Consider the following 26,761-nt stretch of genomic DNA (forward strand, 5'->3'; position numbering starts at 1 on the left):
GTTTTTAAGCATTAGCTAATCCCTAACAATTTGATTTCACTGCCGTTTAAACCGAGGACGTGGTTACGTGAACATTCAGTATCTTAAAACTGATTTTCTAGTCGTCGGCGGTGGCACCGCTGGCACCATGGCAGGTATTAAGGCCAAGCAGGCCAGCCCCGACAGCGACGTGCTGATTTTAGAAAAAGCCAACATTCGCCGCAGCGGCGCGATCGCCATGGGTATGGACGGAGTCAACACCGCCGTCATCCCCGGCAACTCCACCCCCGAGCAGTACGTGCGCGAAATCACTATCGCTAACGACGGCATCGTCAACCAAAAAGCCGTCTACGAAACCGGGCGGCTGGGCTTTGAGGTGATTCAAGAGCTAGAGAGCTGGGGCGTCAAATTTCAAAAAGACCACGAGGGCAACTACGACCTCAAGCAGGTGCACCGGGTGGGCAAATACGTGCTGCCCATGCCCGAGGGCAAAGACCTGAAAAAAATTCTCGCCCGCCAGGTCAAGCGCCACAAGGTCAACGTCACCAACCGCGTCATGGCCACCCGCGTCATGGTGCAAAACGGTCGCGTCACCGGGGCGGTGGGCCTTGATGTGCGCAACGGCAACATGGTGGTGATTCAAGCCAAGGCGGTGGTGCTGTGCACCGGGGCCTGCGGTCGCCTGGGGCTGCCCGCCTCCGGCTACCTCTACGGCACCTACGAAAACCCCACCAACGCGGGCGACGGCTACTCCATGGCCTACCACGCCGGGGCCGAACTCACCAACATCGAGTGCTTCCAGATCAACCCGCTGATCAAAGACTACAACGGCCCCGCCTGCGCCTACGTGGCTAGCCCCTTTGGAGCCTACACCGCCAACGCCGAGGGCCACCGCTTCATCAACTGCGACTACTGGAGCGGCCAGATGATGCTAGAGGTCTACAAAGAGCTGCACTCCGGCAAAGGCCCGGTACACCTGAAGATGTACCACCTCGACGACGACACCATCAACGAAATCGAAACCATTCTGTGGGATAACGAACGGCCCAGCCGAGGCCGCTTCCACGAGGGCCGGGGCGAAAGCTACCGCACCCACGGCGTCGAGATGAACATTTCTGAGATTGGCCTGTGTAGCGGCCACAGCGCCTCGGGCGTCTGGGTGAACGAGCGGGCCGAAACCACCGTCCCCGGCCTGTATGCGGCAGGCGACATGGCCAGCGTGCCCCACAACTACATGATCGGGGCCTTTGTCTATGGCCGGATCGCGGGCGAAAACGCCATGGACTACGTGCGCGACCTGGAGCATATGGAACCCGACGCCGAGTTTCTCGCCGCCGAGCAGGCCCGCATTTATGCCCCCCTGCAACAGCCCGACGGCGTGCCCCACACCCAGATCGAGTACAAACTGCGCCGCCTGGTCAACGACTACCTGCAACCGCCCAAGTCGCCCCACAACATGGACATCGGCCTGCAAAAGTTTGTCGCCTACGAAGACACCCTCGGCCTGATGGGAGCCCGCGACCCCCACGAGCTGATGCGCTGTATGGAAGTGCATTTCATCCGCGACTGCGCCGAGATGGCCGCCCGCGCCTCCCTCTTCCGCAAAGAAACCCGCTGGGGACTGTACCACTACCGCCTCGACTACCCCGAAAAGAACAACGAGGAGTGGTTCTGCCACGTCAACCTAAAGAAAGGCGAAACCGGCCACATGGAGCTGTTTAAGCGCGCCGTTGAGCCCTACATCGTCGATGTCGATTTAGTCGAAGAAGTCTACGATGTCGCCGTCCGGTAGGGTGGGCACTGCCCACCATCCCCCTGGGCTGCACCCAGTAACTCCGTAGGTTGGGTGCAACGAAGTGAAACCCAACACCAAGCACTGGGAGGGGCAGGGGTGGGTTAGCCCAGTCTCTGGAACCCACCCCGCCCTCCGGGCACCCCTCCGAGGAGGGGACGGTGATTTTTCATAGCTCCTATCCACGTTCTACATAACCAAAACTATGGCCTTAACATCCCAACGTGTTGACGTACCCGTGATTGTCGATGAATCGAAATGCCTCGAAAAGTGCAACGCCTGCATCGAGGTTTGCCCCCTGGATGTATTGGTAAAGAACCCCGACACCGGCAAAGCCTACATGAAGTACGACGAGTGCTGGTTCTGCCTGCCCTGCGAGAAGGAATGCCCAACTGGGGCGATTACGGTGCAGATTCCTTTCCTATTGAGGTAGGTGGGTTGGTGGGTAGGCGGGTCAAGCAAACACTCATCCACCCATCCCCCCATCCCCCCCCAATCCCCCAATCCCCAATCCCTGCCGTCATTTTGGAACCCTTAGCCATGTACGCCACCGATATGGACCCCGAAGTTGCCCAGTGGGTTGAACTGCTGCGATCGCCCGATCTTGACGAGCGCCTGGTCGCCGTCAAAACCCTGCAACACCTGGGCGACGAAGATGCGATCGAGCCTTTAATCGGGGCGCTCTACGACGAAAACCCCACGGTGCAAGAGATCGCCATCACCACCCTGTGGGAATTTGCCAACCCGGTCGCCATCAACCCATTGATCGAGTGCCTTAGCTCACCCCACGAGAATGTCCGAAATGAGGCGCTATCGGCGCTGAAAGAACTGGTCTCCACCAACGACCTGATGAAGCTGCTGGATGTGTTGCAGGTGGGCAATGTCCACGCCCAGCTCAACGTGCTGGTGCTGTTGCGCAAAATCCACGATGCCCAGGCGCTGCCCTACATCATGCCGTTCTTTAAATCGGAGAACCCCGAGCTGCGGGAGGCGGCGGTGATCACTCTGCGCTACTTGAACCAGGTGGTGCGTTGCGAACCGGCCCTGGCCCTGGCGAAAGATCCAGTAGAAGCGGTGCGGCGGGCAACGACACTCACCCTGGGCCATTTGAGCGATGCCGAGGTGGTGCCGCTGCTGTGCGAACTGCTGACCAGTGACCCCGACTGGCAAGTGCGGCGCAATGCGGCCCAGTCCCTCGATATTTTGGCGGACCCGGCGGCGGTTCCGGCTCTAGTCACCGCGATGGATGACCCCGAATGGCAGGTGCGTAAGTTCACCGCTCGGGCATTGCAGAAAACCCCGGACGTACAGGCTCTCCCGGTGCTGATCAAGTCTCTAGCCGACGAGTATTCTGACGTGCGGCGCGATGCCGCCACCGCATTGGGCAAACTGGCCGACACCAACGCCCTACCCGCCCTGCAACAGACCCTCAACGACCCCGATATGGACGTGCGGATTTTCTCCCAACGGGCCATTGATGCGATCCAGAAGTCTCAGCCAGAAACCTCCCATGTCTAGCCACACTTCCCCGTTTCATCGCGCTGCTGAGGCCCCCGCTGAAGTGGCTCCCAGTGCCGAGGCGATCGCCCGCAAGGCCGAAGTCATCGCCCAGCTCAAAACCCTACGCGAACCTACCCTGGGCAACGACCTCGTAAGCCTGGGCATGGTACGCAACCTGCAAGTGGTAGACGACTACGTCTACCTGCGGCTCTACGTGGGCCGTCACCAGCTGGGCCTACAAGAGCAAGTACAAAACAGCCTAAGCCAGCTGCCCTGGTGCAAAAAAGCCTACGCTCAGCTCTGCACCATTCCTGGGGTGCGCACCACCCTGGCGGTGTCGAGCGGTAAGGGCGGCGTCGGCAAATCGACCACCGCTGTAAACCTGGCAGCGGCCCTGGCCAAAACTGGGGCCAAGGTGGGGCTGCTCGATGCCGACATCTACGGCCCCAACGTGCCCCAAATGCTGGGTCTAGGCCATTCTGAAGTGCGCGTGATCGACACCCCAGATGGCCAGCGGTTTGTGCCCCTAGAGGCCCACGGCATCAAGCTAATGTCGGTGGGGCTGCTGGCCAAGGGCGACCATCCCCTGGCCTGGCGCGGCCCGGTCATGCATAAAATTCTCACCCAGTTTCTTCACGAGGTGGCCTGGGGCGAGCTAGATTACCTGCTGATCGATCTGCCCCCCGGCACCGGCGATGCCCAAATCACCATCGTCCAAGAAAGCCCGATCTGTGGTGTGGTGATGGTGACGACCCCGCAGCAGGTGGCCGTCTCCGATGTGCGCCGCAGTGTCCACATGTTTCGCCAGGTAGGTGTGCCGGTGCTGGGTCTGGTGGAAAATATGAGCTATCTGCTCTGCGGCCACTGCGGTGAACCGACACCGATCTTCGGCAGCGGCGGCGGTGCTCAGATCGCCACCGAACTCTCGGTGCCCCTGTGGGGCCAGGTGCCCATCGACCCCCGCATCTGCGAACAGGGCGATGCCGGTGTGCCCCTGCCCATGAAGCTGCCCGATGCCCCCCTGAGCCAGATTTTTGAGCAAATTGCCCTGGGGTTGAATGCCACCTTTGGCGTGGCGACGGCGGCGTTGGCAGCGGTGTGTTGATCGATCCACCGTAGAGTGGCACTGCCCACCACCCTTAAATGCCAATCGCCCCACCATTGGTTTGGGCAAACACCGTTTGCCCCTACGACCCACCTACCCATCCACCCATCCACCCCCTTCCCCCTTCCCCCTTCCCTCTTCCGGATCCCCACCGATACCTCACTCCTGACTTAACCTGGTCAATCGGGGGATCCTTTTCTAATGTTTGCACTGGCAGGAGACAAGCCCATGGGCATCGAGATCTGGCTGATGAGTCTGGGGGTGGTGGCGATCGCCGGTTTTACCCGAGGCTTCTCAGGCTTTGGCTCAGGGCTAATTCTCGCTCCAGCCCTGAGTTTGCTGTTCCACCCGCAGCTGGTAGTGGCCACCGTGCTCCTGATCGAAATGACGGCTGGGGCTGGGTTAGTCCCCGGCGCTGTGCAAACGACCAAGTGGCGGCAGGTCTTGCCGTTGGTGCTCAGCGCCATAGTGATGGTGCCGGTGGGAGCGCACTTTCTGGCGCTGCTAGAGCCAACCCTGCTGCGCCGCATCATCGGCGGGCTGATTTTGGGCTTTGTGCTGCTGTTGTTGAGCGGCAAAAGCCGCTACACCCATCCCCACCTGGCCTTGACCTCGGGGGTTGGTGCCCTGAGTGGTTTTTTGACGGGGTTGGCGGGCATCGGCGGCCCTCCCATCGTGCTCTACCAGATGTCTAGCAGCAACCTGGCTGCCGCTAACCGGGCTAACTTTATCGTATTTTTTGCCCTCATCCAGCTGATTGCTCTGGGATCTTACTGGGCCAGCGGCCTGATCTCGGTAGCGGTCGGGGGCCTATTTATCCGCTTGTTGCCGGCATTTTTTCTAGGGCAAATGCTGGGGCAGCTGTGCTTCAAACGGGTTAATGAAGCGCTCTTTCGCCGCTTTGTCATGGGGCTATTGCTGACGGTGGCAGTACTGGCGCTGGTGGCCTGAGAACAACTTACAACCGGTTTTTAATCATGAAACTATCGTCTAAGTCTGACCCAGGGGTGTCTGCCCTTGGCCCTGTTTCTAGTGGCTGGAAAACCCAGGGGATTTCGGTTTTGCCTGGGCTATTGCTGACGACCCTGATTGCGGCGATCGCCCTAGGGTTAGATCGACTGAGCAGCCTGCATACCCTCAACCCGCTGCTGATTGCCGTGCTGCTGGGCATGGGCTGGCGACAGTGGGGCGTGGTGCCTGCCGCCTATCGCACCGGCATCAAGTTTGCGATGAAGCGGGTGCTGCGGCTGGCGGTGATTTTGCTGGGCCTGCGGCTGAGCCTGGCGGAGGTGATGGCCGTCGGTCCCTGGGGGTTGGGCCTAGTCACCCTTGGCACCGTCAGCACCTTTTATCTGACCTGCTGGCTGGGTAAGCGGCTGGGCGTTAACCCCCGCCTAGCTCAGCTGATTGCCGCAGGTACCTCAATTTGCGGCGCGTCAGCAGTGGTAGCAACCAACCCGGTGATCGAGGGTTCTGAAGAAGATATGACCTATGCGATCGCCACCATTACCGGCTTTGGCACCCTGGCTATGCTCACCTATCCGCTGGTGGGCAGCCTATTGCAGCTTAGCCCCTCGGCCTTTGGCCTTTGGTGTGGAGCCTCAGTACATGAGGTAGCGCAGGTGATCGCTACCGCTTTTCAAAACGGCGACCTCAGCGGTGAGGTCGCCACCATCACCAAGCTCTCTCGCGTGCTGCTGATCGTACCGATTATTCTCAGCCTCGGCTGGCAGGCCCAGCGCCCTGACCATGGCAGTCAGCCTGCCCGCCCGCTGCCCATTCCCTGGTTTGTGCTGTTCTTTTGCCTGTTGGTCGGGGTCAACAGTTTGGGGCTAGTGGCGGCCCCCATCAAGGCCGTCGTCCTCAGCGGCAACCAAGTGTTGCTCTGTATGGCGATGGTGGCCATGGGGCTAGAAACAAAGCTGTCTAATCTGACTCAGCTTGGCCTCAGGCCAGTTTACTTAGCTGGGCTTTCGTGGTTGTTTTTGGCGGGAATTAGCCTGGCCATGATCTATTTGAGTCAGATTTAGTCGCTAGTGCCAGCCTTAAGTCTGAGTAACTGAAAAACCGGCAAACCCTTACAGGTTGGCAGGTTGAGAGGCTGCCTCTGCACTATTACGGGCGCTTGCCCGCCTAAACCTCTAACTAAGTTGCCTCTAGGTATGCCTTTAGACGAGAAGCAACTATAACCTTAGAGGGTCTCGCGAGAATGGCCTTTTTCGCTAATTTAATATCACAAAGCAACAGGGCAATCGCTCGCCTGCTGAAAATGTGGAGATGATAAAGTATGAATATTCTAGCTTGGATTGTATTAGGTCTAGTAGCTGGCGCAATTGCTAAAGCTATTTACCCCGGCCGCCAAAGCGGTGGTATCCTAGGTACTCTCATCCTAGGTGTAATTGGTGCATTTGTGGGAGGCAGCCTTTACAGCTTGTTTACCACAGGAACGTTAGCCCTCACGGCAACCGGTTTGAGCATTGGCGGTATTGTAATCGCCGTTTTGGGTGCAATCGTTGCCCTATTTATCTACTATGCAGCGACCAAGCGCACTGTCTAATTAACAGCATTCGCTGACTGCTAAGTAGATAAGCATAGACCAACTGAAGTCCAGTCTTTGTTGCGGCCATCTGTCCGCATACTGTAGGATAAAACTTCGGTATACCATTTAGGGCATTGGTTCTCCCTACGCCAATTTAGGGCAGCTTGAAAGATAGTTGCCCTAAATTGCTTTTTGTCTACTTGCAGATAGTTTCTTATTATTGTATTCATGAGGTTTCGTGTGAATGATCGACTAAACCAAGCTGAGGGTTTAAAACAAAATTTATATACTTTTGTGCTAGATGCTGAGGGCGATTTAGCCACAGCGTTAGAAAGCTACAGCGCTGACCAACTGAAGCACTGGTCCGAAACCAATTTACAAGGCATTAGCCGATCTGAGTTGGCGATCGATATGTTTTTGACCGAAGGTCAGGTCTACAACGAATCAGTACTAGATATTTTTATAAAAAACCAACCTAATTTATCCTCCTCCGATCAATCTTTAGTTAAACGCTGGCAAGAGACCTTTAATGGTCTATTTAAGGTGCTCCAGGTAGCCGGCGATCGCTACGAGCTAATGAACTGGCTAACCGAGAAGTGCTACTGGGCCGAGCCGAATAGTTCCCAGTCAGCCAGCGATCTGGCGCGGCTTAGCCCAGGCGAGATCATTGTCACGCGTCTGCTGCCTATCGACAGCGACGCCTGGACGTTTTCAGGACCTTTGATGATGCTCGGCAAACTGGGAAAACCAAAGCTAGCAGTGGCCATTGGCAACTTCAAAAATTGGTTCCCCAACTATCTGTATGGCGATGCCCCAGAGCTGTTAGAAGAAGCCTGGCAATCGGTAGAGCGCTACCACCATGATTTTGTTGAGTTTTTCGGGGGAGACGAAATTACTCTGTCAGGATACGAACTAAACAAAAAACTGAAAGAATACCAAGACATTACCACCGAGCGTCGCTTGGCAGAGGCCGGAATCGACAGTTCTAAATCTCTCAAAGAGTTGGCAGATCAGGCCGGTATCTCTGAAGAAGAGATGACTGAGTCGGTAGAATCGTTGGGAGAAGACGGACGAACCGTAGGCAAGCTGCTCAAGCATGACAAATCCTTAAAAATGGTCATGCCGCCGGTCAACTTGCCCGACGAACTGCGGCGGGCAGAAGCCGTGACGGTGTTTGTTCACCCCCGCTGGGGCCAAACGCTCTTAAAAGACTACACCCGCCTAGTCGAACTGTTTGAAGCGACCGATGAAGCGTCGCTGGCGAAGCAGGATAAGATCATCCAAAAATATCTCAAAGAAGATACGGTAAATGTCTATGTTTGGCACCGCTTTGCGGAAGAAAATGCTGATCCTTTGTTGGCCTCGTTAGGGCGATGCCTCGATCGCCCAGCGCTAACTGTAACTGACCTAGACGACGCTTTAGCCCAAGCCGGTAAACCGTTGCAGCCAACCCTGCCAGAAATTGCCAATGTGCCCATGCACTTGCATAATTTGTTTCAGGAAGCACTGCAAGAAGTGAACCAGAGTTCTTCAAAGAAAAAGTCAAAGGGTAAAAAGAAGCAAAAGACAGGCTTCGCCCTCTAGTGGGTACTCTTTCTGGCCTTTGACAGGCTTAGCCGGTAGGTCGCGACCCACCGGCCATAGTTCAGGAAGCTAGAGCTTATACCAAATCCAAATTACATACCCCCAATTCCCAAAAGGCCAAACCGTAGGAGCGCATGGCATGCGCCCTGCTAGCTCGGGGGTAACCAAAAATGATGTTGGCTATGGCTATAGTTGAAAAAGACTATTTGAGATTAATCAATGGGGTTGCAATAGACTCTTTACACTAGACCAAACACCTCTTCTGCTGAAGTCGGGTGTAGGCCAATGGTGTCTGCCAGTTCTGCTGTAGTCAGCCCCCGCCGCAGCGCTGGAATAAAGCCCTGAATTATTTCTGAGGCGTTGTCACCCACGATGTGCAGGCCCAAAATCTCTTGAGAGCGGGCATTGACCACCAGTTTAATCATCGCCTTGTGATCTTGGGGCGACAACTGGTAGCGCAGCGGCGTAAACCGAGAACAGTGGACTTCAATGTCTAGGTCAGTATGGGCTCTAGCTTCGGCTTCGCTATAGCCAACGGTAGCGGCCTGGGGAGAGCAAAAAACGGCTGAGGGTACCCAGCGGTAGGAGACGGCCTGGGGCTGATCAGTGAATAGGGTTTTGGCGGCGGCAGCGCCTTCGGCCCTGGCGACGGGGGTCAGGGGCAGGCGATCGGTACAGTCGCCGATCGCAAAGATCGACGGCTGAGAGGTGCGGCTGTAGTCATCCACTGCGATCGCACCGTCCTCAACCTTGACCCCAGCAGCCTCTAGGTTTAAGCCTGTCATATTGGGCGATCGCCCCAGTGCCAGCAGCAGGGTGTCGGCCAGCAGGGTGTCTTCACACTTGCCGGAGAGGCTGACATGCAGGCCACTTTGGTCGGGTTTAATCGATTCGAGGGCTGTTTCGGGCATGAGCCGAATGCCTTGATCGATCAGACTCTGGTGCAGGGTTTGACGAATATCGTGATCAAAGCCGGGCAGAATCAATTCGTTTTTGTCAATTAGCGTCACTTGGCAGCCCAGGGTGGCAAACACATCGCTAAACTCGGCCCCAATGTAGCCGCCGCCTACAATGGTTAGCTGCTCGGGTAGAGTCTCTAGGCGAAACATGTCGCGGGACGTGAGGCCGCAGTCAATGCCCGGCAGGTCGGGTTTAACCGGTTCTGCGCCCGTAGCAATAATTACGTTGTCAGCCGTAACCGTGCGATCGCCCACCGTTAGCTGGTGGGGGTCAACAAACTGAGCTGAGCTGTGGAGCACCGTAACCCCCGCCTTAGCCAGCTTTGACTGATAAGACTGTCGTAGCTCAGCCAGTTGTTGATCGATGGCAGTTCTCAGGGCAAGCCAGTCAAACTGGCCACTGGGGTTAACCCAACCATAGCTTTTTGCCAGACACTGCTGCCGGGCAAAGTCGGCGGCAAACACCATAAATTTTTTAGGGATGCAGCCCCGATTGACACAGGTGCCCCCCAAGTAGTTCGGGTCTGCGATCGCCACCCGCGTCCCATACCTGGCCGCCGCTTGAGCCGCCGCCAAACCCGCCGACCCGGCTCCAATCACCAACAGATCATAATCAAACATGGATCAATCTACTTTCTCTAAACTCTCTGGGGGCTGGGTGATTTCTGTGCCAAGGGGGTCGGTTTTGATTAAATAGCAGGGAGACTGTGCCGATGCCACAACAGTCTGACCACCCACATAGGTATCTGTGGTGAGTTCGCGTTGCACGATGCCGGTAGCTTGGCCATTAGCGGTATACCAACAAACCCGATCCCCCGGCCGAAGAATTTGAGCCATAGGAGCCTCTTTATCAACAACATAAACGTCCAGTGCCCCTTTTTTAGCTTAGAGGCAAGACCTAGCCTTACCGATCTGCCATTGGGCATAACCCCCCATTTCAACGGTCATAAGCGGGGAGATAGGCTGTTTTCCAACAAGCTGTTATTTTGCATGGGTCTTGAGATTGGCAAAGCTCTTAACCAGCGACACCGGCAGGGCGGCTGATCGGTGCACCTGTTTTTGCAGGTGAGTGACCTGGTATTTGTGAGTCGTCAGTGGCGTTTCATCGCCACAAGAGCCAAAGACAGTGCAGCTCAAATCGGGGTCAAGTTGAATCAGGGCCTGCCAATGGCAGGTCTCTCCCCAGGTAAAACTGACCTGCCATGGGGAAAGGTCTGAGGCGTTAGACAACGAATCGACCGTCGCGCCTGCAACCGCGAGGGTATAATCCACCGGCTGCTCTAGCCAGGACCACCCCTGCTGCTGCCACAGCAACCGCTCTAGGATCTGGACTGGCTCTGGCAGCAGCGCCCAGCCGCGATAGATGCGAGACAGCAGTGCCAGAGAGCCCTGGCGCAGCAGGAGCGATCGGCAATCGCCTAGGGTGAGGGCACCGTAGTAGCGCCCCTCAGGAAAATCGATCAGGGTGGGGGCAAACCGGTGGCCACCGATGTGGCTGACTTGCCAAAGGTGAATACCGTGGTTTGGCAACCGCTGAAGCTGGTGAAATTCGTTGACGAGGGCTGAGGTCTGGCGGTAGAGCGGGTAGCCGTAGCGACCACAGCAGCGATCGCGCCGCCCGTGAGTACAGATAAACAGGTGCCGCCCCAGCAGGGGACGAGCCATTTGGGGCCATGTACCCTGGGACCGGGCGGTGAAATAGTCTGCTATAGCCGCCGTCAGCCGATCGGGGCTCACCCCTTCCATCTGCATGGCTTGATAAGTCTGCAAATTGCGCTCAGGGGCTTCAAAAAACAGAAGACGACGCGGTTGCTGGCACCGGACCTGGGCAGAGGGCGGCACAGGTTGACCGGTGAATAAGAGAAACCGGGTACCGGGCCACTGCTTAGCCCACCGCTTCATTTGAGCCGCCAGATCGGCGGGCAGACCGCAAGACTGGTCCATCACCTCAGCCCAGGGGTGAGGGCACTCAATCAGCACAAACCGGCGGGTGAGCGGCGCGGTTCCAATCAACGACTCACCCTGTTGCTGGGCAAAAACAGCGCAGGAGCTGACCATGGCAATGGCACACCGTATATATTCAACAGAATTTAATGATATCTATTCTCAATAATATAACCAATTTCCAGCTCCTGTCACCCGCTATAGGAAAGATTTGGAAGGTCAAATGAATCCTCTTAACCGGTAAAAACTGCGCTTAACCAACCTTTAGGGCTAACTAAAGCAGTTTTCCAGCGACCAATGAGCTGACTTCAAGCTGACTATAGATGCTATAGATAGACGCAAGGCCTTTATCCTTGATAGGAATTGATCTTTATTGATACAGTACCGTAGCCCGCAGGAAGGTCTGTATTCCTGGTCTATCCATCACCGTGCATCTTCTTGGAGTCTCGCCCATGACCTTTCAGTTTGGAATTGAGCATGAAGTAGCCTTTCTCAAGGCCGACGAGTCCTTTGCCGATTTTTCCAACACAACCTTTGCCGATTGGGACGCCATTATCCAAACGCTGCCCCACTATCCCAACGACCATCTCAGCCTCCGCAGCGGCGACCTCGGAATTCGCAGCAAGCGCTGGTATGTTGAGGGGTTTGAGCGATTTTCGCCCCAAGGCGAGTTTTTAGACTGTATTCCCAAAGGCATTGAGATTCGCACGACTCTGCAAGGGAGTATCGCCGGAGCCGTGGCCGAATTAGAGGCAAATTTTGATCATCTGTGCCGGGCAGCCCAACCCCAGGGGTTGAAGCCCATTTTGACCAGTTTTAATCCTCAGCACAGCGTCTATTTGCCCCAGCCGCCGCTCAATGCTTACGAACAAACTCTGCTCAATCGCTCACCCGAAGAACAGACCGAAGTACTCGCTATGGTGACCTACGGACCTGACCTCAATCTCTCGGGGTGGCATCTGTCGATCCCAGCGCTGATTGAGCTGGGTCAAAAGCTGACATACTACAGCCCTTTCATCGTTCCCTTCAGCTTCAGCGCTCCGGTAGCGGAGGGCCAGTTGTGGGCTGGGTTGTCGCGGCGCACCTACGAGCGCACGGGGGCGCGCCCTGCGGTATTGGTGTTTGTCGACCCAGCAACACCGGCCAACCAGCTACCGCCCCCGACCCGGCCCTCGCTGATCAAGCCAGCCCGCACGGCCACAGAGATCGGTCGAATTGAATTTAAAGCCTTTGATAGCTGCGGTGATTTTGCCCTCTATGGCACCCTGCTTACCCTGCTGAAGGGGCTGATTCTAGATCAAACCTTACCGGGACGCGCCTGGATACCCGATCGCACCCTCCATCAACAGGCGGCGCTCCACGGATTTGCCCACCCTACTATCGCTGCCGGAGCCGAGCAGGTCTTAGCCGCGATCGCCCCGGTGCTGGAGGCTTCAGAGCAGGCTGCCCTGGCCCAACTCCGCCAGATGTACGATCAGCAAGACTGCACCGCTACCAGGGTTAAGCAAGCCGTGGCGGCTGGCGCTGACTGGCGATTGGCCATGCAACGTCAGTATCGACCCTTACGGGTTAGCGCCAGCGCCGCTCCCTATCCCCAACTCAGGGTAGGTTAGGTAGGGCGTCATCCAGACGTTACAAATTAGCCCTCCTACCCAGTTGAGCCACTGTATGCAACAGGTCTACCACTACGAGTTTGTTGTGCCAAGTGAGGTGGTCGATGGCAACGGCCACGTCAACAACGTCGCCTACGTGCAGTGGATGCAGGATGTCGCCATTGCCCACGCTACCAGCGTCGGCTGCACTGCCGAAACCCAGGCGCTGGGGGCCACCTGGGTGGCGCGATCGCATCAAATCACCTATCTGCGCCCGGCCTTTGCGGGCGATCGCATTCGCCTGGCCACCTGGGTCTCTACCCTACGCAAAGCCCGCAGCACTCGTCACTACAAGTTTTTGCGCCTCAGCGACGACACCGTGCTGTCGACCGGCGCTACCGAGTGGGTGTTTGTCGATGCCATTACCCATCGCCCCCGCACCATTCCCGCTTCGGTTTCAGGCTGCTTTGACGTAGTAGCCGACCCAGAAAACGGCTAAGCGCCGCAGTATCTCGCCGGACCGACCCCACCCGTTTTAGCCAGGGCTAGGCCTCCAACGCTCTAGTCAAGCGCGGAGGCCCAAGGCGCAGGTTCTCTAGGGCGCGGCCCCTAGAAGGGGATGTCGTCGTAGCTGGGGTTAGCAGCGGGTTCGGCAGGGGTTGGCATTGGGGCCGGGGTCGCCACTGGGCGAGAGGCCGCCGGGCTGGGGGTAGCCGATGGGGCTGGCACGGCGGCAGGCGGGGCCATGGGCATGGTGCTCAGTTCACCTACGTTGTAGATGCGCTGCACGGTCATTTCTACCTGTTTTTCTTTGAACCCCTCCGAGCGCTCGACTACATTCATAGCCAAACGACCTTCGAGCATGACCCGCTGCCCGGCCTGGTACTGGGCCTGAATGTCTTGAGCCAGGTTGCCCCAGCCCACTACCTTCATTTGAGAGGAGGGGTCACCTTCTCTCAGACCGGGAAACTGCACCATAAATTCGGCCACTGGGGTTTGGTTGTCAGAGGTGTAGCGCAGCTGGGGCGACTGCAGAATCTCGGCCATGATCAGGCAATTGTTCATAGTGGCATGGGCTCCTTGATCCCCTGTTCTTTGTCGATGAAGGTCTGAACGTGATCCTGATACTTGGTGATAGTGCCGTCAAGCCATTCCCGGTTTTGGCTGTTGGCGTAGATGTGCACCAGCGGTTCGCCAGCATCGGGCAGTACCAGCACCCAGTCATCGGGGTTGTCACCCAAAATTTTAACCCCATCAATCAGCTCTAGGCGCTCAGGCGGGTTTTCTTCAACTAAGTAGCGCATCAGTGCCCCCTTCACTGTCCAGGGGCAGCGCAGGGTTTGCATACGGTAGGCCATGCGGGGCAGCTCTGACCAGATTTGCCCCAGCGATCGCTGCTGCAAGCTCAAAATCTCAATGAGCTTGGCAATGCAGAACATGGCGTCGAAACCGGGGTGTAGCTCAGGGAAGATAAAGCCCATTTCGCCACTGCCCCCCAGCACCACATTAGGGTTGGTCTGGCAGGCTTCCATTAGCGCGGTGGGGTTGGCCTTGGTGCGAATCACCTGACCGTCGTGGCGGCGGGCAATGTGCTCAATCACGCCGGAGGTGTGCACCGGCACAACGATGGTGCCCCGCGGATGGGTGGTCAGCATCATGTGGGCCATCAGTGCGGTGAGCACTTCGCCGCGAATGCGGGTACCGACCTCATCGACCAAAATCAGCTGCTCACCATTGGCTGACACCTGGGCTCCAAAGGTGGCTCGCAGCGACTGCACCACCTGGCCCAGCTGCCCCAGCATCATCTCGCGCTCGTCGTTAGAGAGAGCCATTTGGCGCAGGCTGGCATTGAGCACCACGGCGTCACAGTCAAACTTGCCGAGAATCTGCGGCAGCACCGCTCCGGAGACGGCATAGAGGTAGTCGATCACCACCTTGGCCTGACTGTTGGTCACCGCCTCAATGTTGAGGTGCTTTTCAAAGGCCGTAGTGTAGGTCGAGACAACCCCCGAGGGGTAGGTGACGGTGCCGATCTCGTGGATGGCGGCTCGCCGCAGGTCTTCTTTGAAGTAGGCCCCTTCAATTTTCTTCTCTTTGCCCTTGGGAATGTCGATGCCGTGCTCGTCAAAGAACTCAATTAGCACGTAGTCGGGGCGATTGGGGTGCAGGCGGACGTGAATGCCCCCGGCCACACCCATTTGGGCCAGCACGCTGCGGGCCACCGGAATGGCGGTCGCTTCGAGGTTTTGAATGTTGACGCCGACGGACATGAGACCGGCAATCAGCGATCGCGACACCATGCGCGAAATACTGCGCTGATCGCGCGACACCGTGACGTGGGAGCCCTGTTTGAGGGTAGACCCGTAGGCCGCCCCCAGCTTGACCGCAAACTCAGGGGTGATGTCGATATTGGCCAGGCCAGCTACCCCCCGCTGGCCAAACAAATTGCGCTGAGCAGTATTGCCCCAGATAAGGTTGATGTTCAACGTTGCACCTGACTCGATTTGCTTACTCGGCCAGACCCGCACGCCAGGGCTAATTTGCGCCTCCTCACCCACCGTAGACAGGGGGCCAATCACCGCCCCCTCAAGCACATGGGATCGGCGATCTACCCGCGCCCCCCGGGCAATGCTACAGGCCCTGAGGTGCACCTCATCACCGATAATGGCTCCATTCCAAACGATGGGCCGTTTGAGATCGGCATCGTTGCCAATGGTGACGTTATCGCCAATCACGGTGCCCGCTTCGAGCACCGTGCGCGCGCCAATCCGGCAGTTGTTGCCAATCATCACCGGCGGGTGGATCTGAACCGTTGGATCTATCTGAGTATTTTCGCCGATCCACACGTCGGGAGATGTCTCTGAGTATGCATAATCGACCACCACTTTGCGGTGTAGGGCATCGTACTGGGCTTCGCGGTAGGCCTCTAGGTGACCGACATCGCACCAGTAACCGTCGGCGACGTAGCCAAAGATCGGCTCACCCTTCTCTAGCAGCAGAGGAAACAGGTCTTTAGAAAAGTCAGACTCTTCGTTATCGGGCAGGTAGTCGAGCACCTCGGGTTCGAGAATGTAGGTGCCAGTGTTGACGGTGTCAGAAAAAATTTCGCTGGTAGAGGGCTTCTCTAAAAACCGCTTGATGCGGCAGTCTTCGTCGGTGATCACCACCCCAAATTCGATCGGGTTGGGCACCCGCGTCAGCACTAGGGTAGCCTTAGAGCCCTTTTGCTTATGGAACTCAATGGCGGCTTTGAGGTCAAAGTCGGTCACGCTGTCGCCGCTAATCACCAAAAATGTCTCAGTCAGTAGGTCGGCGATATTCTTCACGCAGCCCGCTGTGCCCAAGGGTTGGTCTTCTTCGACGGCGTAGGTCATCTGCACGCCAAAGTCACGGCCATCGCTAAAGTGGTTGCGCATGACATCGGGCAAGTAAAACAGGGTCGCAATCACCTCGTTGATGCCGTTGCGTTTGAGTAGGTTGACGATGTGTTCGGCAATGGGGCGATTGAGAATGGGCACCATTGGCTTGGGTAAATCACAGGTTAGGGGCCGTAGACGAGTCCCTGAACCACCAGCCATAAGCACTGCGCGCATACCTTCTCCTTCCTGCTGTTAACAATCCCTGATGCCATACCCAACCTTGGGTAGATGCCCCAAAGAATACACTGACCTGGACACCCATTATTTGAAACCGGGTCTGCCCCATCCGAAGATAGACTAGAGTAAATGCACTTCTGCTATCTCTATCCCAGGTTGGATCTATTGGTTTACCTCCAGGGGATTACGTCCAGAGCGATCGCATTAACTAAAATGCACCCCTTCCGGTCGATTGAGCTGGCCTGTCCTCAAAATAGGCACGGCAACCCGGGGCAACGTTGGTATTGTAGAAGCATAGGCGACCCGGGTAGAAAGGAGCAGTGACTATGAGTACATTGATCGTGCTTTTGTTGGCCAGTATCTATGGCGGCGGTGCCTTTAAGTTTTGGACAGGGTTTAACCGCACCAACTTTTCTGAGGGCAAGGTGAAGTTTACGGTGCTGTGGCCAGTGTTTTTGGCCCTCAACAAGTCCTACCGCGAAAACTTTAGCCGAGCCTTGAAAGGATGAGCCAGGACAAGAGCAGCCGCCTGCCCACCGAGGCCTCTCCCTGGGGGCCGCTGGTGCAGGCCGTGGGTCGACGCTACGACCACGAATTTAGCGGTAAGGCCTTTGATCTGCCGCCTGAGGTAGAAGAGATGCCGGTGTTCCAAGACTGGATCGCAGGCACGCTGACGCCTCGGATTTCGACCCCCTTTTGGGAAGCGGTCAAACCCCGCAAGCGCGATCGCTGTCTCGACATTGGCTGCGGCATCAGCTTTTTGATCTATCCCTGGCGCGACTGGGATGCCCTGTTTCACGGCCACGACATGAGCTCGGTGGCCTGCCAGGCGTTAACCTCCCGTGGCCCTCAGCTCAATTCGAAGCTGTTTAAGGGGGTAACCCAAGGGCCGGCCCATCGGCTGGAGTATGAACCCCACTCCTTCGATATGGCGATCGCCACCGGGGTCAGCTGCTACTATCCCGCCGACTACTGGGCCACGGTGCTGCAACAGGTGAAAAAGGTTCTCAAGCCCGGCGGCTGGTTTTTGTTTGACGCCCTCAACCCCGACGCCGAACTGGCCGAGGCCTGGGCCATTCTCGAAACCTACCTGGGTGCTGAAGTCTACCTAGAAGCTCTCGATCGCTGGCCTGCGTTGGTGAAGGCAGAGGGCGGGCGCGTCGTTTCAACCAAAGACTACGAACTGTTTCGCCTATTTAAGGTGAAGTGGGACGGGTAGTTTGCGCTACTATTAGCGGCGATATTGGCTGAGTGGCGACAGTTGCCCAGGAGAGATCGCATGGGGTCGGGTTCAGGCTATTCGAAAGTAGGGCTAGTGCTGATGGTAGGGCTGATCGCCCTGGGGGGGTGCCGCCGGGCTGAGGTCGGCGATGCCCCAGCCGCTGTACCCCCGGTCGCCGCTGAGGCCGACAATGCCCCGATCGCTGAACTGGTAGTCGATGATGGCTTTCGCTCAACCCCCATCAACCCGCCCCGAACCGCCCAGTTGACCACCCAGGCGTCGGGCTCACAGATCAATTTGCGATCGCAGCCCACCACCCAATCTGACGCCCAGGGCTATGGTCTCGGCGGCGACGCCATTACCCTGCTGCATCTGGCCGAGGGTGAGGGCGGTTTTAGCTGGTACTACGTAAAATTTGCCCAGTCGGAGGCCGAGGGCTGGGTGCGGGGCGACTTTGTCGATACCAGTCAGCAGGCCACCGTCCCGCCCGCTGACTTAGCCCCCGGCACGGCCCCCGCAGTCGGCCCTGGGCCATGCAACGACAGCAACCGCCCAGAGGCCTTCTTCGAGACCAAGTCCTTTAGAATTCACCTGTGCCAGACGGCCCAGGGGCTGAGCTATGTGGGCATCAACAAAACCAGCAACGACACGCTGATCACCACCGACGTGCGTGAAAACCAGGGCACCTACATTGCCATTGACGGCAACTACCAGTACCACATCAACGACAAATCCCTATCGGTCTACCAGATCAACAGCGGCAGCTACAGTCAGCTCGAAGGCGAAGACGTGATCCGCCACGAGCGGTTCTTGTATTGATTTTTAGAGGTTCTTAGAAAAAAGAAGATCCCCGTTTTATCCGGCGCTTGTAGCTACCGTAGGGTGGGCACCGCCCACCATGGGCAAAGGTCTCCAGCAGTCAACTTAAACTCAGCCCCTGACGGCAGACAACAACGACACCGCCAGGTTCTAGCCGGGCGGAATTTCGTCGCGGGCAGGAACCCGTCCGGGTGAAGTCATCGTGCCGGGCTGGGGCTGGACGGGAGATTCACCGCCGCCTGGGGCAGCCCCCTCAAACTCGCCAGGGGCTTCAAACTCGCCGGGGGGGCTTAGCTGCACCGGGTTGGCGTTGGGGTTACCCACCGGGGCCACCGGTTGGGCCAGCTCTTGGTGAATGGTTTCGGTCATACGGCGAATCAGTTCGCTGGCGCGGCCATCGTTGGTGGGGCGCTGCACCAACACCGCCAGGCTGTAGCGCCTGCCGTTGGGCACGTCGACTACGGCCATATCACCCAGCAAGCTGCCAATGTCGCCGGTTTTGTTGGCAGTCAATGACTGATCTCGAATGCCGGAGGGAATCAGGCTGTCATTTTGGGTGCGCTGCATGATGCTAAACAGGCGATCGCGCGATCGCGCCGTCACCAGCCCCCCCTGGTCAATGAGGGCCATAATCAGTGCCAGGTCTTTGGCACTGGTGGTGTTAGTGCCCTCTAAATCGGGCAGAGGGTTGCGCAGCAGGGTATGCTCTAGGCCCCAGTCAGCAAAGGTTTGGTTGAGGGCCTCAATCCCCCCCAGGGCCGCAATCATCATATTGGTAGCGGTATTGTCGCTGACCACGATCATGCGGGTAGCAATCTCTAGAGCGGTGTATTCAGTGCCTACCGGCTCGCCGCGCAGGGTACCTGAGCCCCCGGCCATATACTCCTCTTGCAGCGTCAGAGATTGGTTCAGCGACATGGTGCCCGCATCGACCTGCTGCAAAAAGGCCACTAAAATTGGCACCTTGATGGTGCTGGCTGCGGCCACTGGCTCAGCTCCATTTAGGTCAACATATTGGCCCGAATCGAGATCGACAGCAAAGGCCACCGGGGTGAGGCCAGGGGTCAGGGTGGCTAGCTCCCCTAGCTCCCCCGTCAGACGAGACATCTCGCTGGTAAGGCGAAGGTCATTCACGGTGGTGGCCGACCCGTGGGTTAACGCGCCGCCCCCTCGGGGGGTTGGGGTTTCGCGGGCAGCAGAGGCCGCCCCATCGCGAGAAGAGGCCACATTGCTGGGGCTAAGCACCGATAGCAGAGTACCGGCGATCGCCGCGACCCCCACCCCTAAAATAATGAGACGAATGAGATAAAGCAGGGGCAGCGGCGGGTTAGCCAAGCGCCGTCGGGCCGTGGCAGCCCGCGATCGCCGCGCCGGGGCCATTGGGTCTAAGGGTTGGCCGGGGCGTGCGCCGTCGATCGGGGGGGCCGGGGGCATACCCAGGGCTTCGCCAGAACGATCTTTAGACCGCTGCCGAGGGCGCGATCGCAGGGGGGTGACGTTAGGCGGCAGCCCTGCCGTTCCCATGGCGCTGGTGCCCAAAGCGGCCGCCGTACTGGCTGGTAAGACCTGGCCTGGAATACCCTGGCCCTGAATGCTGTGGGGATGCATTTGGAGCGGTGCGGGGCCAGGTTGGGGAGCGCGGGGCCTCGGGGGCGGGCCAGCCGCCGGTCGCTCTACCCGAGGAGGAGCAGCTAAAGGGGGGGCGGGACGTTGGGGGGCGGGACGTTGAGGAGCGGGGCCACGCTTAAAACTAGGCAGCGAGGCATTGGGATTGCGGGGGGGCGAGGGCACGGTGGGCTCAGGTTCAACGGGGGTGCTGCCAAAGTCGGGGGTAAGCTGCTGGTGCTGCCGCCACTGGTTCCGCCGTCGCGCCAGAGGCGAAGGCCGCTGTAGCCCATCGCTTCCCCAAGCAGTTGATTCCGATTCCCCGGGTAGCTGAAGCCCCCCTTGTTCGCCCCTAACTCGGGCAGGGGCGGTTTCACCCCAGGGCGACCCAGCCTCAGGACGTCCCGCAGGCGATGAAAATGGTTTTTGAGAATCGTCGTACTGTCCCATGTGCCTTGCTCGCGCCATGTGTGCCATTGCCCCTGCCCCAGCCAAACCCTCAGCCCCAGGCTCAGTCTTGCTGAGAACACCTATCTGTCGCCCAGTTCACCTGGCGAAGAACGCCCCTAAGCATAGCCAACTCCTGACTATCTGGCCCAGCTCGATGCAGCAATCGCCGCAGTTTTGCCATCCGACTCGGAGCGGTATGGGGGTAAAGATAACCGATTTTTAGCAAAAGGGATTCTAAATCTCGATAAAACCCCTCCATTTGGTCAAAGGGGGCCAAAGGCCCCGCCGGGGCGGCCACCGCCCTTGGGGCAAACGGTTCTATCAGAGCCGCACTCAGGGCCGCCCGGTGAAGCAAATAGCTACACACGGCAACAGCCTGGGCCAGGTTTAAAGAGGGGTAGGCATCGGTGGCGGGAATGCGCACCCAGCGCTGGGCAAAGACCAGTTCCTCATTGCTCAGCCCCCGATCTTCAGGGCCAAACACCAGGGCAGCATTGACGCGATCGCCAGGCTCGGTGGGCAGTAGCCAGGGCAAAGCAGTCTCTGGCGAATCGAGCGGTTGGGCCTGGGGGTGCAGGCGACCCGTCGTTGCCACCGTCCGCTCACACCCCGCTAAGGCGTCAGGTAGCGTTGACACAATGGTGGCTGCCGCCAGCACGTCCCCGCCATGTACCGCCATCCGCCGCGCCTCCTCTGAGGTGGGGTCACAGTGGGGGTTGACCAACACCAGCTGAGCCAGCCCCATATTCTTCATCACCCGCGCCGCCGCGCCGACGTTGAGCGGCCCCGCTGGCTCGACTAAGACGATGCGGACTTGGTCGAGCTGCCAGAGGGTCATGGGAGGTGGAGGGGTGGAGGGGTGGAGGGGTGGAGGGTGGAGGGGTGGAGGGGTGGAGGGGTGGAGGGGTGAAGGGGTGAGTACTTAAACACTACACCTCCCTACGCCCTACGCCGTTTCGTCTTCGAACCGATAGCCTACCCCTGTAACGGTTTTCACAAAGGTGGGCTGAGACGAGTCGGGTTCAACTTTCTTGCGCAGGCGGGCAATGTGGGTGTCGACCACCCGTTCGTCACCAAAGAAGTCTTCACCCCAGAGTTTTTCAATCAGGTGGTGACGGCTCCACACCCGGCCTGGGTAGCTCATAAAGGTAGCCAGCAGGTCAAATTCTAGGGGCGTGAGGTCTAACAGTTCGGGATGGCTGCCCTCAAGACGGTGGGCGGTGCGCTGGTCGAGATCAAGGCTAAAGTGGGCGGTGCGGTAGGTCTGGGTGGGGGCGTCTTGGCTATGGCGCAGGCTGCGGCGCAGAAGGGCACGCACGCGGGCCACTAGTTCTCGCGGGCTGAAGGGTTTGACGAGGTAGTCGTCGGCTCCGGTAGAGAGGCCAATGATCCGGTCAATTTCTTCACCCCGAGCAGTGAGCATGAGAATGTAGGGATCTTTAGCCCCTGGCCCCTGGCGAATTCGGGTACACACTTCTAAGCCGTCGAGCTTGGGCAGCATGACATCGAGAATAATTAGATCGGGCTGGAGGGTCTGCTGATAGCGAAGGGCGGTTTCGCCGTCTTCACACACCTCACAGGTAAAGCCTTCTTTTTCGAGGTAGAGCCGAATTAGTCGGGCAATTTCGGCTTCGTCTTCCACAATTAAAATCAGCACCGTGACCTCTCGCTCCCTATCAGCCCAAGATATCTTGCCCCAGAATATCAACCTTGAACTAGCATACTCACTAAGCGTGTTCCAGCTCACCACCTGGTCGGGGTTTTGCGATCCAAGCCTCCTGGGCTTGAGTTTGGCCCCTTTGGTCGAGCGATTTTCCGGTGTCCTATGACCTCACTATCACCGTCTACCTACACGGGCTTTGCCCCCCTTCAGCAGGCCTTTGCAGGCTATCTGAAAGAGACCAACCTGTATCCTAGGCTGACTGCGATCGAGTGCTCAGAGCGGCTAGGGCGGCTGTTGCTGGTGGCCGAGCACCCAGGCTCTGAGGTCAGCGAACCCAACCCCCTGCTAAAAGAATTAGAATCGGCCTTCTGCGAACTGGTGCCGATGGTGGGTCTGCCCGAGGCCGACTGGGCCAGGGTTACTTCACTCTCGGTCCGGATCTATCTAAAGCTTAAGGCGGCTCCCCAGCCCTACGCCATTCACACCTTTACCTGGCAGCCTGAAGACGCGGTGCGGATTTTATTTCCCCCAGAGTTGCCCGATCTAGAGTTAAGCGATGACTATGATCAGCCTGAACTGGGCCAAGCGGCTAGCCAAGAGCAGCCTCCAGAGGTGCCAATCAAGGCTGAGGGTGAGGTCGAGGCGGCGATCGCCGATCAATCCAGCCCTGAAAGCGCTAACGGCAGTGGGGTTTTACCGTTCGGCAGTCCGTTCAGCGATGCGGCGTTGGCCCTGCCCGATGCAGCGGTTCAATCGCCCGATGGGCCAAGCTGGTCTGACCGGCGGCAAGCCTGGAGCCGCCAGGGGCTGCGATCGCTGCGTCACTACTGGAGCTATGGCCTGGCAGCCTTGATCTTGGTTGGCAGTGGTGCCTTTGTCTACGCGCTGACCCGGCCCTGCGTGGTCGGGAGCTGCGATCGCCTAGACCAGGCCACCGAGTTTTACGATCTGGCCCAGGCCACCCTGGCTGGCAGCCCCACGGGCGACGATCTAGTCACCGCTCAATCAGACCTGCAGGCTGCCATCGACCTGCTGACCCCAGTGCCCACCTGGTCGTCGTACTACGAGGTCGCCCAGGTCGATTTGCAGCGCTACCAGAACAGCATTGCTGCGCTCAATGCCATTAACCAGGCCCAGGCCCTAGCCAGTGAAGCGGCCAACCTCAGCCAAAACCCACCCCACCCCGTCGAGCGCTGGGTCAAAATCCACCTGCTCTGGAAACAGGCGATCGACCGGTTGGCAACTATTCCCGCCAATAGCCCCGCCTTTGACTACAGCCAGCAAAAACTGCGCGAATACCGCACCAACCACAGCGCCATTGGTCGCCGCGTTGTGGCCGAAGAAGAAGCCGAGGCCAACTTTAGCACCGCCATTCAGACCGGCAACCTGGCCCGCCAGCGGATGGATACCGCTAACTCTTTAGCGGGCTGGCAGCTAGCCACCAAAGAATGGCAGGCCGCGATCAAGGGGCTGTCGCTGATTCCCCAGGGCACTATGGTCTACGACGAGGCCCAAGCCCAGCTCAGAGACTATCAGCAGCAGCTCAGCCGGGTCACCAACCGATCTACCCTCGAAGAAGCCGGAGCCCATAATTACCATCAGGCTGTTCAGGCCGCCCGCGCCGCCGCCGCCTACGAAGCCAAAAGCCAGTGGACTATGGCCGTAGCCCAGTGGCGACAGGCCGTAGCCAGCGCCCAGCAAATTCCAACCGACACCATTTTGGCCGCAGAGGGCGGAGTGCTGCTAGAGACCTATCAGCCTGCCCTGGCCAACGCCCAAAACCGTCTGCAAACCGCCGTGGCCCTGCAAACTCTGACCACTACCCTGGCCCAGCTCTGTGAATCTTCAGCGACCCCCTGCACCGTGCGCGAAGACCCCAGCCAAATTCGGGTGGTGCTCTCAAGTCAGTTTGCCGAACCCCTGCGCCAGGCCATCACGCCCCCCGCCGCCGACGGCACCTTTGCCTTTACCAATCAGCTCAACCCCACTGCTCAGCAGCTGATCGAGCAAATTATTACCACGAGTCACCGGATCGATCGCCAGGTGGCAGTGTACGACGCCCGTGGCGGCTTTGTGGCTCGCTATCGACCTGATTTAGGTGGGTTCATAAGGAATTAACCCCGCCCTAAGCCCTCTAGTGGTCTCGCCCAAAAGCACTAGCCCACCATTAGGAAAGGGCGAGCTTGACCTGATTTTTGCCGCTCTGCTTCGCGATATAAAGGGCGGTGTCAGCTTGCTGGTAGCTATGGGTTAACCCCAGAGTTGGGGTGAGTTCGCTCAGGCCCATGCTGGCCGACACCAGCGATCGCACCTGATGGAGCGGCACATCGGGCAGCTGAATCTGCTGAATCTGATCGCGAATCGTTTCGGCCTTTTCCTGGGCTTCTAGCGGGGTACACCCCACCATCAGCACGGCAAACTCGTCGCCGCCAATGCGGGCTGCCAGGTCAATAGAGCGAATCTGCTGGCGCAACACCTCAGCGACCGCTTGCAACAGCTGATCGCCTGCCCTGTGGCCATAGGTGTCGTTGATGGCTTTAAACCCATCTAGATCGAGCAAAATCAATGTGTGCACGATCGCCGCTGATTGGTAGGCCAGAGCCACCAGGGTCGACTCTAGACCGCGACGATTGGCGAGGTGGGTCAGCGGGTCTTGCTCGGCCAGCTTGCGGGTGGTGACCAAATCTTTGTGGGTATTGAGCAATTGAGGCACGAGTTCCTTCAGCTGCCACGCGGTGTAGAGGCTAACTATAGCGGTAACCCAAGACCACCATCCCTCTAGCCAGTAGTTGGCGTGCCAGATATTCCAAACGCGAATGCCGTGGCCAATGCCGCAGCTAAAGATAAAGGCGGCAAACAGCAGCAGTACGGGGCGAATTTGAGCGTCAATGTGCTGCCGGTTGAGCATCATCAGCAGCGGTATCGAAAAATAGGCCACCATCACCGCTAGATCGCTGACTGTATGGAGAGACGTCAGCCATGGATCCCATAAAAAGCAGGAACCGTGAGGCATTAGAGCAATCATGGATATGCAGGTGTAGAAACGAAGGGAACACCGAACTAAATTCGATAGCCACATTAACCTGGTCTAAGCTGATCGAGGCTGTAACACTGCCTCTGCCGACGACTGCCCCAACTATCGATTACCCAAGCCTGGCCCACCAGGGTAGAAAAACCAAACCTTCGAGAGAGGGGTTTTGCCAGTACACTCGGGGTGGTTGTATGGCTTTTCTATAACGTTCATGGCTTTGTTGCAAACCCCGCTATATTCTGCCTGTCTTGCTCAAGCGGCCCGCATGACTGAGTTTGCTGGGTGGTCGATGCCGGTGCAGTTTGGCGGCATTAAACAAGAACACCAAGCCGTGCGCGATCGCGCGGGGCTGTTTGATATTTCCCACATGGGCAAGTTTAAGCTCACGGGGCCGGGGGTAATCGCAGCGCTCCAGCGCCTAGTGCCCTCTAACCTAGAGCGGCTCAACCCTGGCCAGGCCCAGTACACCGTCTTGCTCAACCCCCAGGGCGGCATCATTGACGACCTGATTGTGTACCTCAAGTCGCCCCTGGGGGCGACGATCGAAACCGTAGCGCTGATTGTCAACGCCGCCACCACCGCCAAAGACAAAACCTGGATTTTGGAGCACCTGGCCGGCAGCGGCATTGACCTGGTAGACGAATCGCGCGATCGCGCCCTGATCTCGCTCCAAGGCCCCGCCGCCGCCCAGATCTTGCAGCCCCACAGTGCTCTCGACCTCACCACCCTGGGCCGCTTTGCCCACCAAGACACCCTGCTGCTGGGGCAGCCCGCCTGGGTGGCGCGCACCGGCTATACCGGCGAAGACGGCTTTGAACTCATGAGCGACCCCGCTACCGCCCTGGCCCTCTGGCAGACCCTAACCGAGGCCGGTGTAGCCCCCTGCGGCCTTGGCGCGCGCGATACTCTGCGCCTAGAGGCAGCCATGGCCCTCTACGGCCAAGACATTGACGACACCACCAGCCCCCTCGAAGCGGGCCTGGGCTGGCTGGTGCACCTCGACGAAAAAGGCGAGTTTATTGGGCGATCGCACCTAGAAGCCCAAAAAGCCCAGGGGGTGAGTCGCCGCCTGGTAGGGCTGACCATGGAGGGCCGCCACATCGCCCGCCACGGCTACCCGGTGCTCCACCAGGGCACCGCCGTTGGCATCGTCACCAGCGGCACCCAGGCCCCCACCCTCAATCTGCCCATTGCCCTGGCCTACGTGCCCCCCGCCCTGGCCAAGGTCGGGCAGCCCCTTGAGGTCGAAGTCCGGGGCGTACCGCGCATCGCAACGGTGGTAAAGCGGCCCTTTTATCGAGCGCAGTGATATGGTTGCGCCAAAACCGTCGACTCATGGCACACTGGCACTGGATTCTACTGACGGTGTCCACCCACTCGG

The 26,761-nt window shown here is 58.3% G+C and carries 24 protein-coding genes; 15 read left to right on the top strand and 9 right to left on the bottom strand.

Annotated features, from left to right (window positions below):
- Positions 1-67 precede the first annotated feature (67 nt).
- From RRF56_RS05015 to RRF56_RS05050, 8 genes are all read left to right on the top strand, one after another.
- The gene (locus RRF56_RS05015; RefSeq protein ID WP_317036533.1) at positions 68-1,771 is read left to right on the top strand and encodes a fumarate reductase/succinate dehydrogenase flavoprotein subunit; all 1,704 of its coding nucleotides are present in this window, start codon (positions 68-70) and stop codon (positions 1,769-1,771) included.
- Between the two features lie 205 nt (positions 1,772-1,976).
- The gene (locus tag RRF56_RS05020; protein WP_317036534.1) at positions 1,977-2,204 is read left to right on the top strand and encodes a ferredoxin family protein; all 228 of its coding nucleotides are present in this window, start codon (positions 1,977-1,979) and stop codon (positions 2,202-2,204) included.
- Positions 2,205-2,311: 107 nt separating this feature from the next.
- Positions 2,312-3,289, top strand: coding sequence for a HEAT repeat domain-containing protein (locus RRF56_RS05025; protein WP_317036535.1), 978 nt, complete (start codon positions 2,312-2,314; stop codon positions 3,287-3,289).
- On the top strand, positions 3,282-4,376 hold the full coding sequence (locus RRF56_RS05030) for an Mrp/NBP35 family ATP-binding protein (protein WP_317036536.1): 1,095 nt from the start codon (positions 3,282-3,284) through the stop codon (positions 4,374-4,376). Before RRF56_RS05025 ends, RRF56_RS05030 begins: the two co-directional genes overlap by 8 nt.
- A gap of 201 nt (positions 4,377-4,577) precedes the next feature.
- Complete coding sequence (locus RRF56_RS05035) at positions 4,578-5,327, top strand: sulfite exporter TauE/SafE family protein (RefSeq protein WP_317036537.1); 750 nt, start codon at positions 4,578-4,580, stop codon at positions 5,325-5,327.
- Positions 5,328-5,353: 26 nt separating this feature from the next.
- Positions 5,354-6,406, top strand: coding sequence for a YeiH family protein (locus RRF56_RS05040; protein ID WP_317036538.1), 1,053 nt, complete (start codon positions 5,354-5,356; stop codon positions 6,404-6,406).
- Between the two features lie 257 nt (positions 6,407-6,663).
- Positions 6,664-6,933 (top strand): GlsB/YeaQ/YmgE family stress response membrane protein, encoded by a 270-nt coding sequence (locus RRF56_RS05045; protein ID WP_317036539.1) that lies wholly within the window; start codon positions 6,664-6,666, stop codon positions 6,931-6,933.
- Positions 6,934-7,155: 222 nt separating this feature from the next.
- Positions 7,156-8,499 (top strand): hypothetical protein, encoded by a 1,344-nt coding sequence (locus RRF56_RS05050; protein WP_317036540.1) that lies wholly within the window; start codon positions 7,156-7,158, stop codon positions 8,497-8,499.
- Positions 8,500-8,738: 239 nt separating this feature from the next.
- Here RRF56_RS05050 and gorA read toward each other — a convergent pair whose 3' ends face one another.
- The 3 genes from gorA to RRF56_RS05065 form a co-directional block, all read right to left on the bottom strand.
- The gene (gorA, locus tag RRF56_RS05055; RefSeq protein WP_317036541.1) at positions 8,739-10,079 is read right to left on the bottom strand and encodes a glutathione-disulfide reductase; all 1,341 of its coding nucleotides are present in this window, start codon (positions 10,077-10,079) and stop codon (positions 8,739-8,741) included.
- A 3-nt stretch (positions 10,080-10,082) separates the two neighbouring features.
- On the bottom strand, positions 10,083-10,295 hold the full coding sequence (locus tag RRF56_RS05060; RefSeq protein WP_317036542.1) for a DUF2945 domain-containing protein: 213 nt from the start codon (positions 10,293-10,295) through the stop codon (positions 10,083-10,085).
- A 144-nt stretch (positions 10,296-10,439) separates the two neighbouring features.
- Positions 10,440-11,516, bottom strand: coding sequence for a sucrase ferredoxin (locus RRF56_RS05065; protein WP_317036543.1), 1,077 nt, complete (start codon positions 11,514-11,516; stop codon positions 10,440-10,442).
- A gap of 338 nt (positions 11,517-11,854) precedes the next feature.
- Between RRF56_RS05065 and RRF56_RS05070 the strand changes: the two genes are divergently transcribed.
- Both RRF56_RS05070 and RRF56_RS05075 read left to right on the top strand, forming a co-directional pair.
- Positions 11,855-13,015, top strand: a complete 1,161-nt coding sequence (locus tag RRF56_RS05070) for a hypothetical protein (protein WP_317036544.1) — start codon at positions 11,855-11,857, stop codon at positions 13,013-13,015.
- A 55-nt stretch (positions 13,016-13,070) separates the two neighbouring features.
- Positions 13,071-13,493 (top strand): acyl-CoA thioesterase, encoded by a 423-nt coding sequence (locus RRF56_RS05075; protein WP_410510537.1) that lies wholly within the window; start codon positions 13,071-13,073, stop codon positions 13,491-13,493.
- 110 nt (positions 13,494-13,603) lie between these two features.
- Here the strand turns inward: RRF56_RS05075 and RRF56_RS05080 are convergent, their stop codons facing one another.
- Positions 13,604-14,059 (bottom strand): single-stranded DNA-binding protein, encoded by a 456-nt coding sequence (locus RRF56_RS05080; RefSeq protein WP_317036546.1) that lies wholly within the window; start codon positions 14,057-14,059, stop codon positions 13,604-13,606.
- Complete coding sequence (locus RRF56_RS05085; protein WP_317036547.1) at positions 14,056-16,587, bottom strand: mannose-1-phosphate guanyltransferase; 2,532 nt, start codon at positions 16,585-16,587, stop codon at positions 14,056-14,058. The genes RRF56_RS05080 and RRF56_RS05085 overlap by 4 nt, the downstream gene beginning before the upstream one ends.
- Before the next feature lie 329 nt (positions 16,588-16,916).
- Here RRF56_RS05085 and RRF56_RS05090 point away from each other — a divergent pair, with 329 nt between their 5' ends.
- From RRF56_RS05090 to RRF56_RS05100, 3 genes are read left to right on the top strand one after another with little or no spacing between them, the layout of a single operon-like run.
- Positions 16,917-17,099, top strand: a complete 183-nt coding sequence (locus tag RRF56_RS05090; RefSeq protein ID WP_317036548.1) for a hypothetical protein — start codon at positions 16,917-16,919, stop codon at positions 17,097-17,099.
- Positions 17,096-17,809, top strand: coding sequence for a class I SAM-dependent methyltransferase (locus tag RRF56_RS05095; RefSeq protein ID WP_317036549.1), 714 nt, complete (start codon positions 17,096-17,098; stop codon positions 17,807-17,809). Before RRF56_RS05090 ends, RRF56_RS05095 begins: the two co-directional genes overlap by 4 nt.
- 60 nt (positions 17,810-17,869) lie before the next feature.
- Positions 17,870-18,631 carry an SH3 domain-containing protein gene (locus RRF56_RS05100; RefSeq protein WP_317036550.1) on the top strand — a complete coding sequence of 254 codons (762 nt, stop codon included), beginning with the start codon at positions 17,870-17,872 and terminating at the stop codon, positions 18,629-18,631.
- Positions 18,632-18,781: 150 nt separating this feature from the next.
- On the opposite strand, the gene RRF56_RS05105 is transcribed toward RRF56_RS05100, so the two are convergent.
- The 3 genes from RRF56_RS05105 to RRF56_RS05115 all read right to left on the bottom strand — a co-directional run bounded on the left by RRF56_RS05105 (position 18,782) and on the right by RRF56_RS05115 (position 22,343).
- Complete coding sequence (locus RRF56_RS05105; protein ID WP_317036551.1) at positions 18,782-20,704, bottom strand: serine hydrolase; 1,923 nt, start codon at positions 20,702-20,704, stop codon at positions 18,782-18,784.
- 43 nt (positions 20,705-20,747) lie between these two features.
- A complete protein-coding gene (locus RRF56_RS05110) occupies positions 20,748-21,524 on the bottom strand; it encodes an RNA methyltransferase (RefSeq protein WP_317036552.1) in 777 nt (258 codons plus the stop codon).
- 108 nt (positions 21,525-21,632) lie between these two features.
- Positions 21,633-22,343, bottom strand: coding sequence for a response regulator transcription factor (locus RRF56_RS05115; protein ID WP_317036553.1), 711 nt, complete (start codon positions 22,341-22,343; stop codon positions 21,633-21,635).
- A 168-nt stretch (positions 22,344-22,511) separates the two neighbouring features.
- Between RRF56_RS05115 and RRF56_RS05120 the strand changes: the two genes are divergently transcribed.
- Positions 22,512-24,467, top strand: a complete 1,956-nt coding sequence (locus tag RRF56_RS05120; protein WP_317036554.1) for a hypothetical protein — start codon at positions 22,512-22,514, stop codon at positions 24,465-24,467.
- A gap of 49 nt (positions 24,468-24,516) precedes the next feature.
- On the opposite strand, the gene RRF56_RS05125 is transcribed toward RRF56_RS05120, so the two are convergent.
- Positions 24,517-25,362: a GGDEF domain-containing protein gene (locus RRF56_RS05125; protein WP_317036555.1), complete on the bottom strand. Its 846-nt coding sequence runs from the start codon at positions 25,360-25,362 to the stop codon at positions 24,517-24,519.
- 229 nt (positions 25,363-25,591) lie between these two features.
- Between RRF56_RS05125 and gcvT the strand changes: the two genes are divergently transcribed.
- Positions 25,592-26,689: a glycine cleavage system aminomethyltransferase GcvT gene (gcvT, locus tag RRF56_RS05130; RefSeq protein WP_317036556.1), complete on the top strand. Its 1,098-nt coding sequence runs from the start codon at positions 25,592-25,594 to the stop codon at positions 26,687-26,689.
- Positions 26,690-26,761: the final 72 nt, after the last annotated feature.

Source organism: Nodosilinea sp. E11, assembly GCF_032813545.1.
GTDB lineage: Bacteria > Cyanobacteriota > Cyanobacteriia > Phormidesmidales > Phormidesmidaceae > Nodosilinea.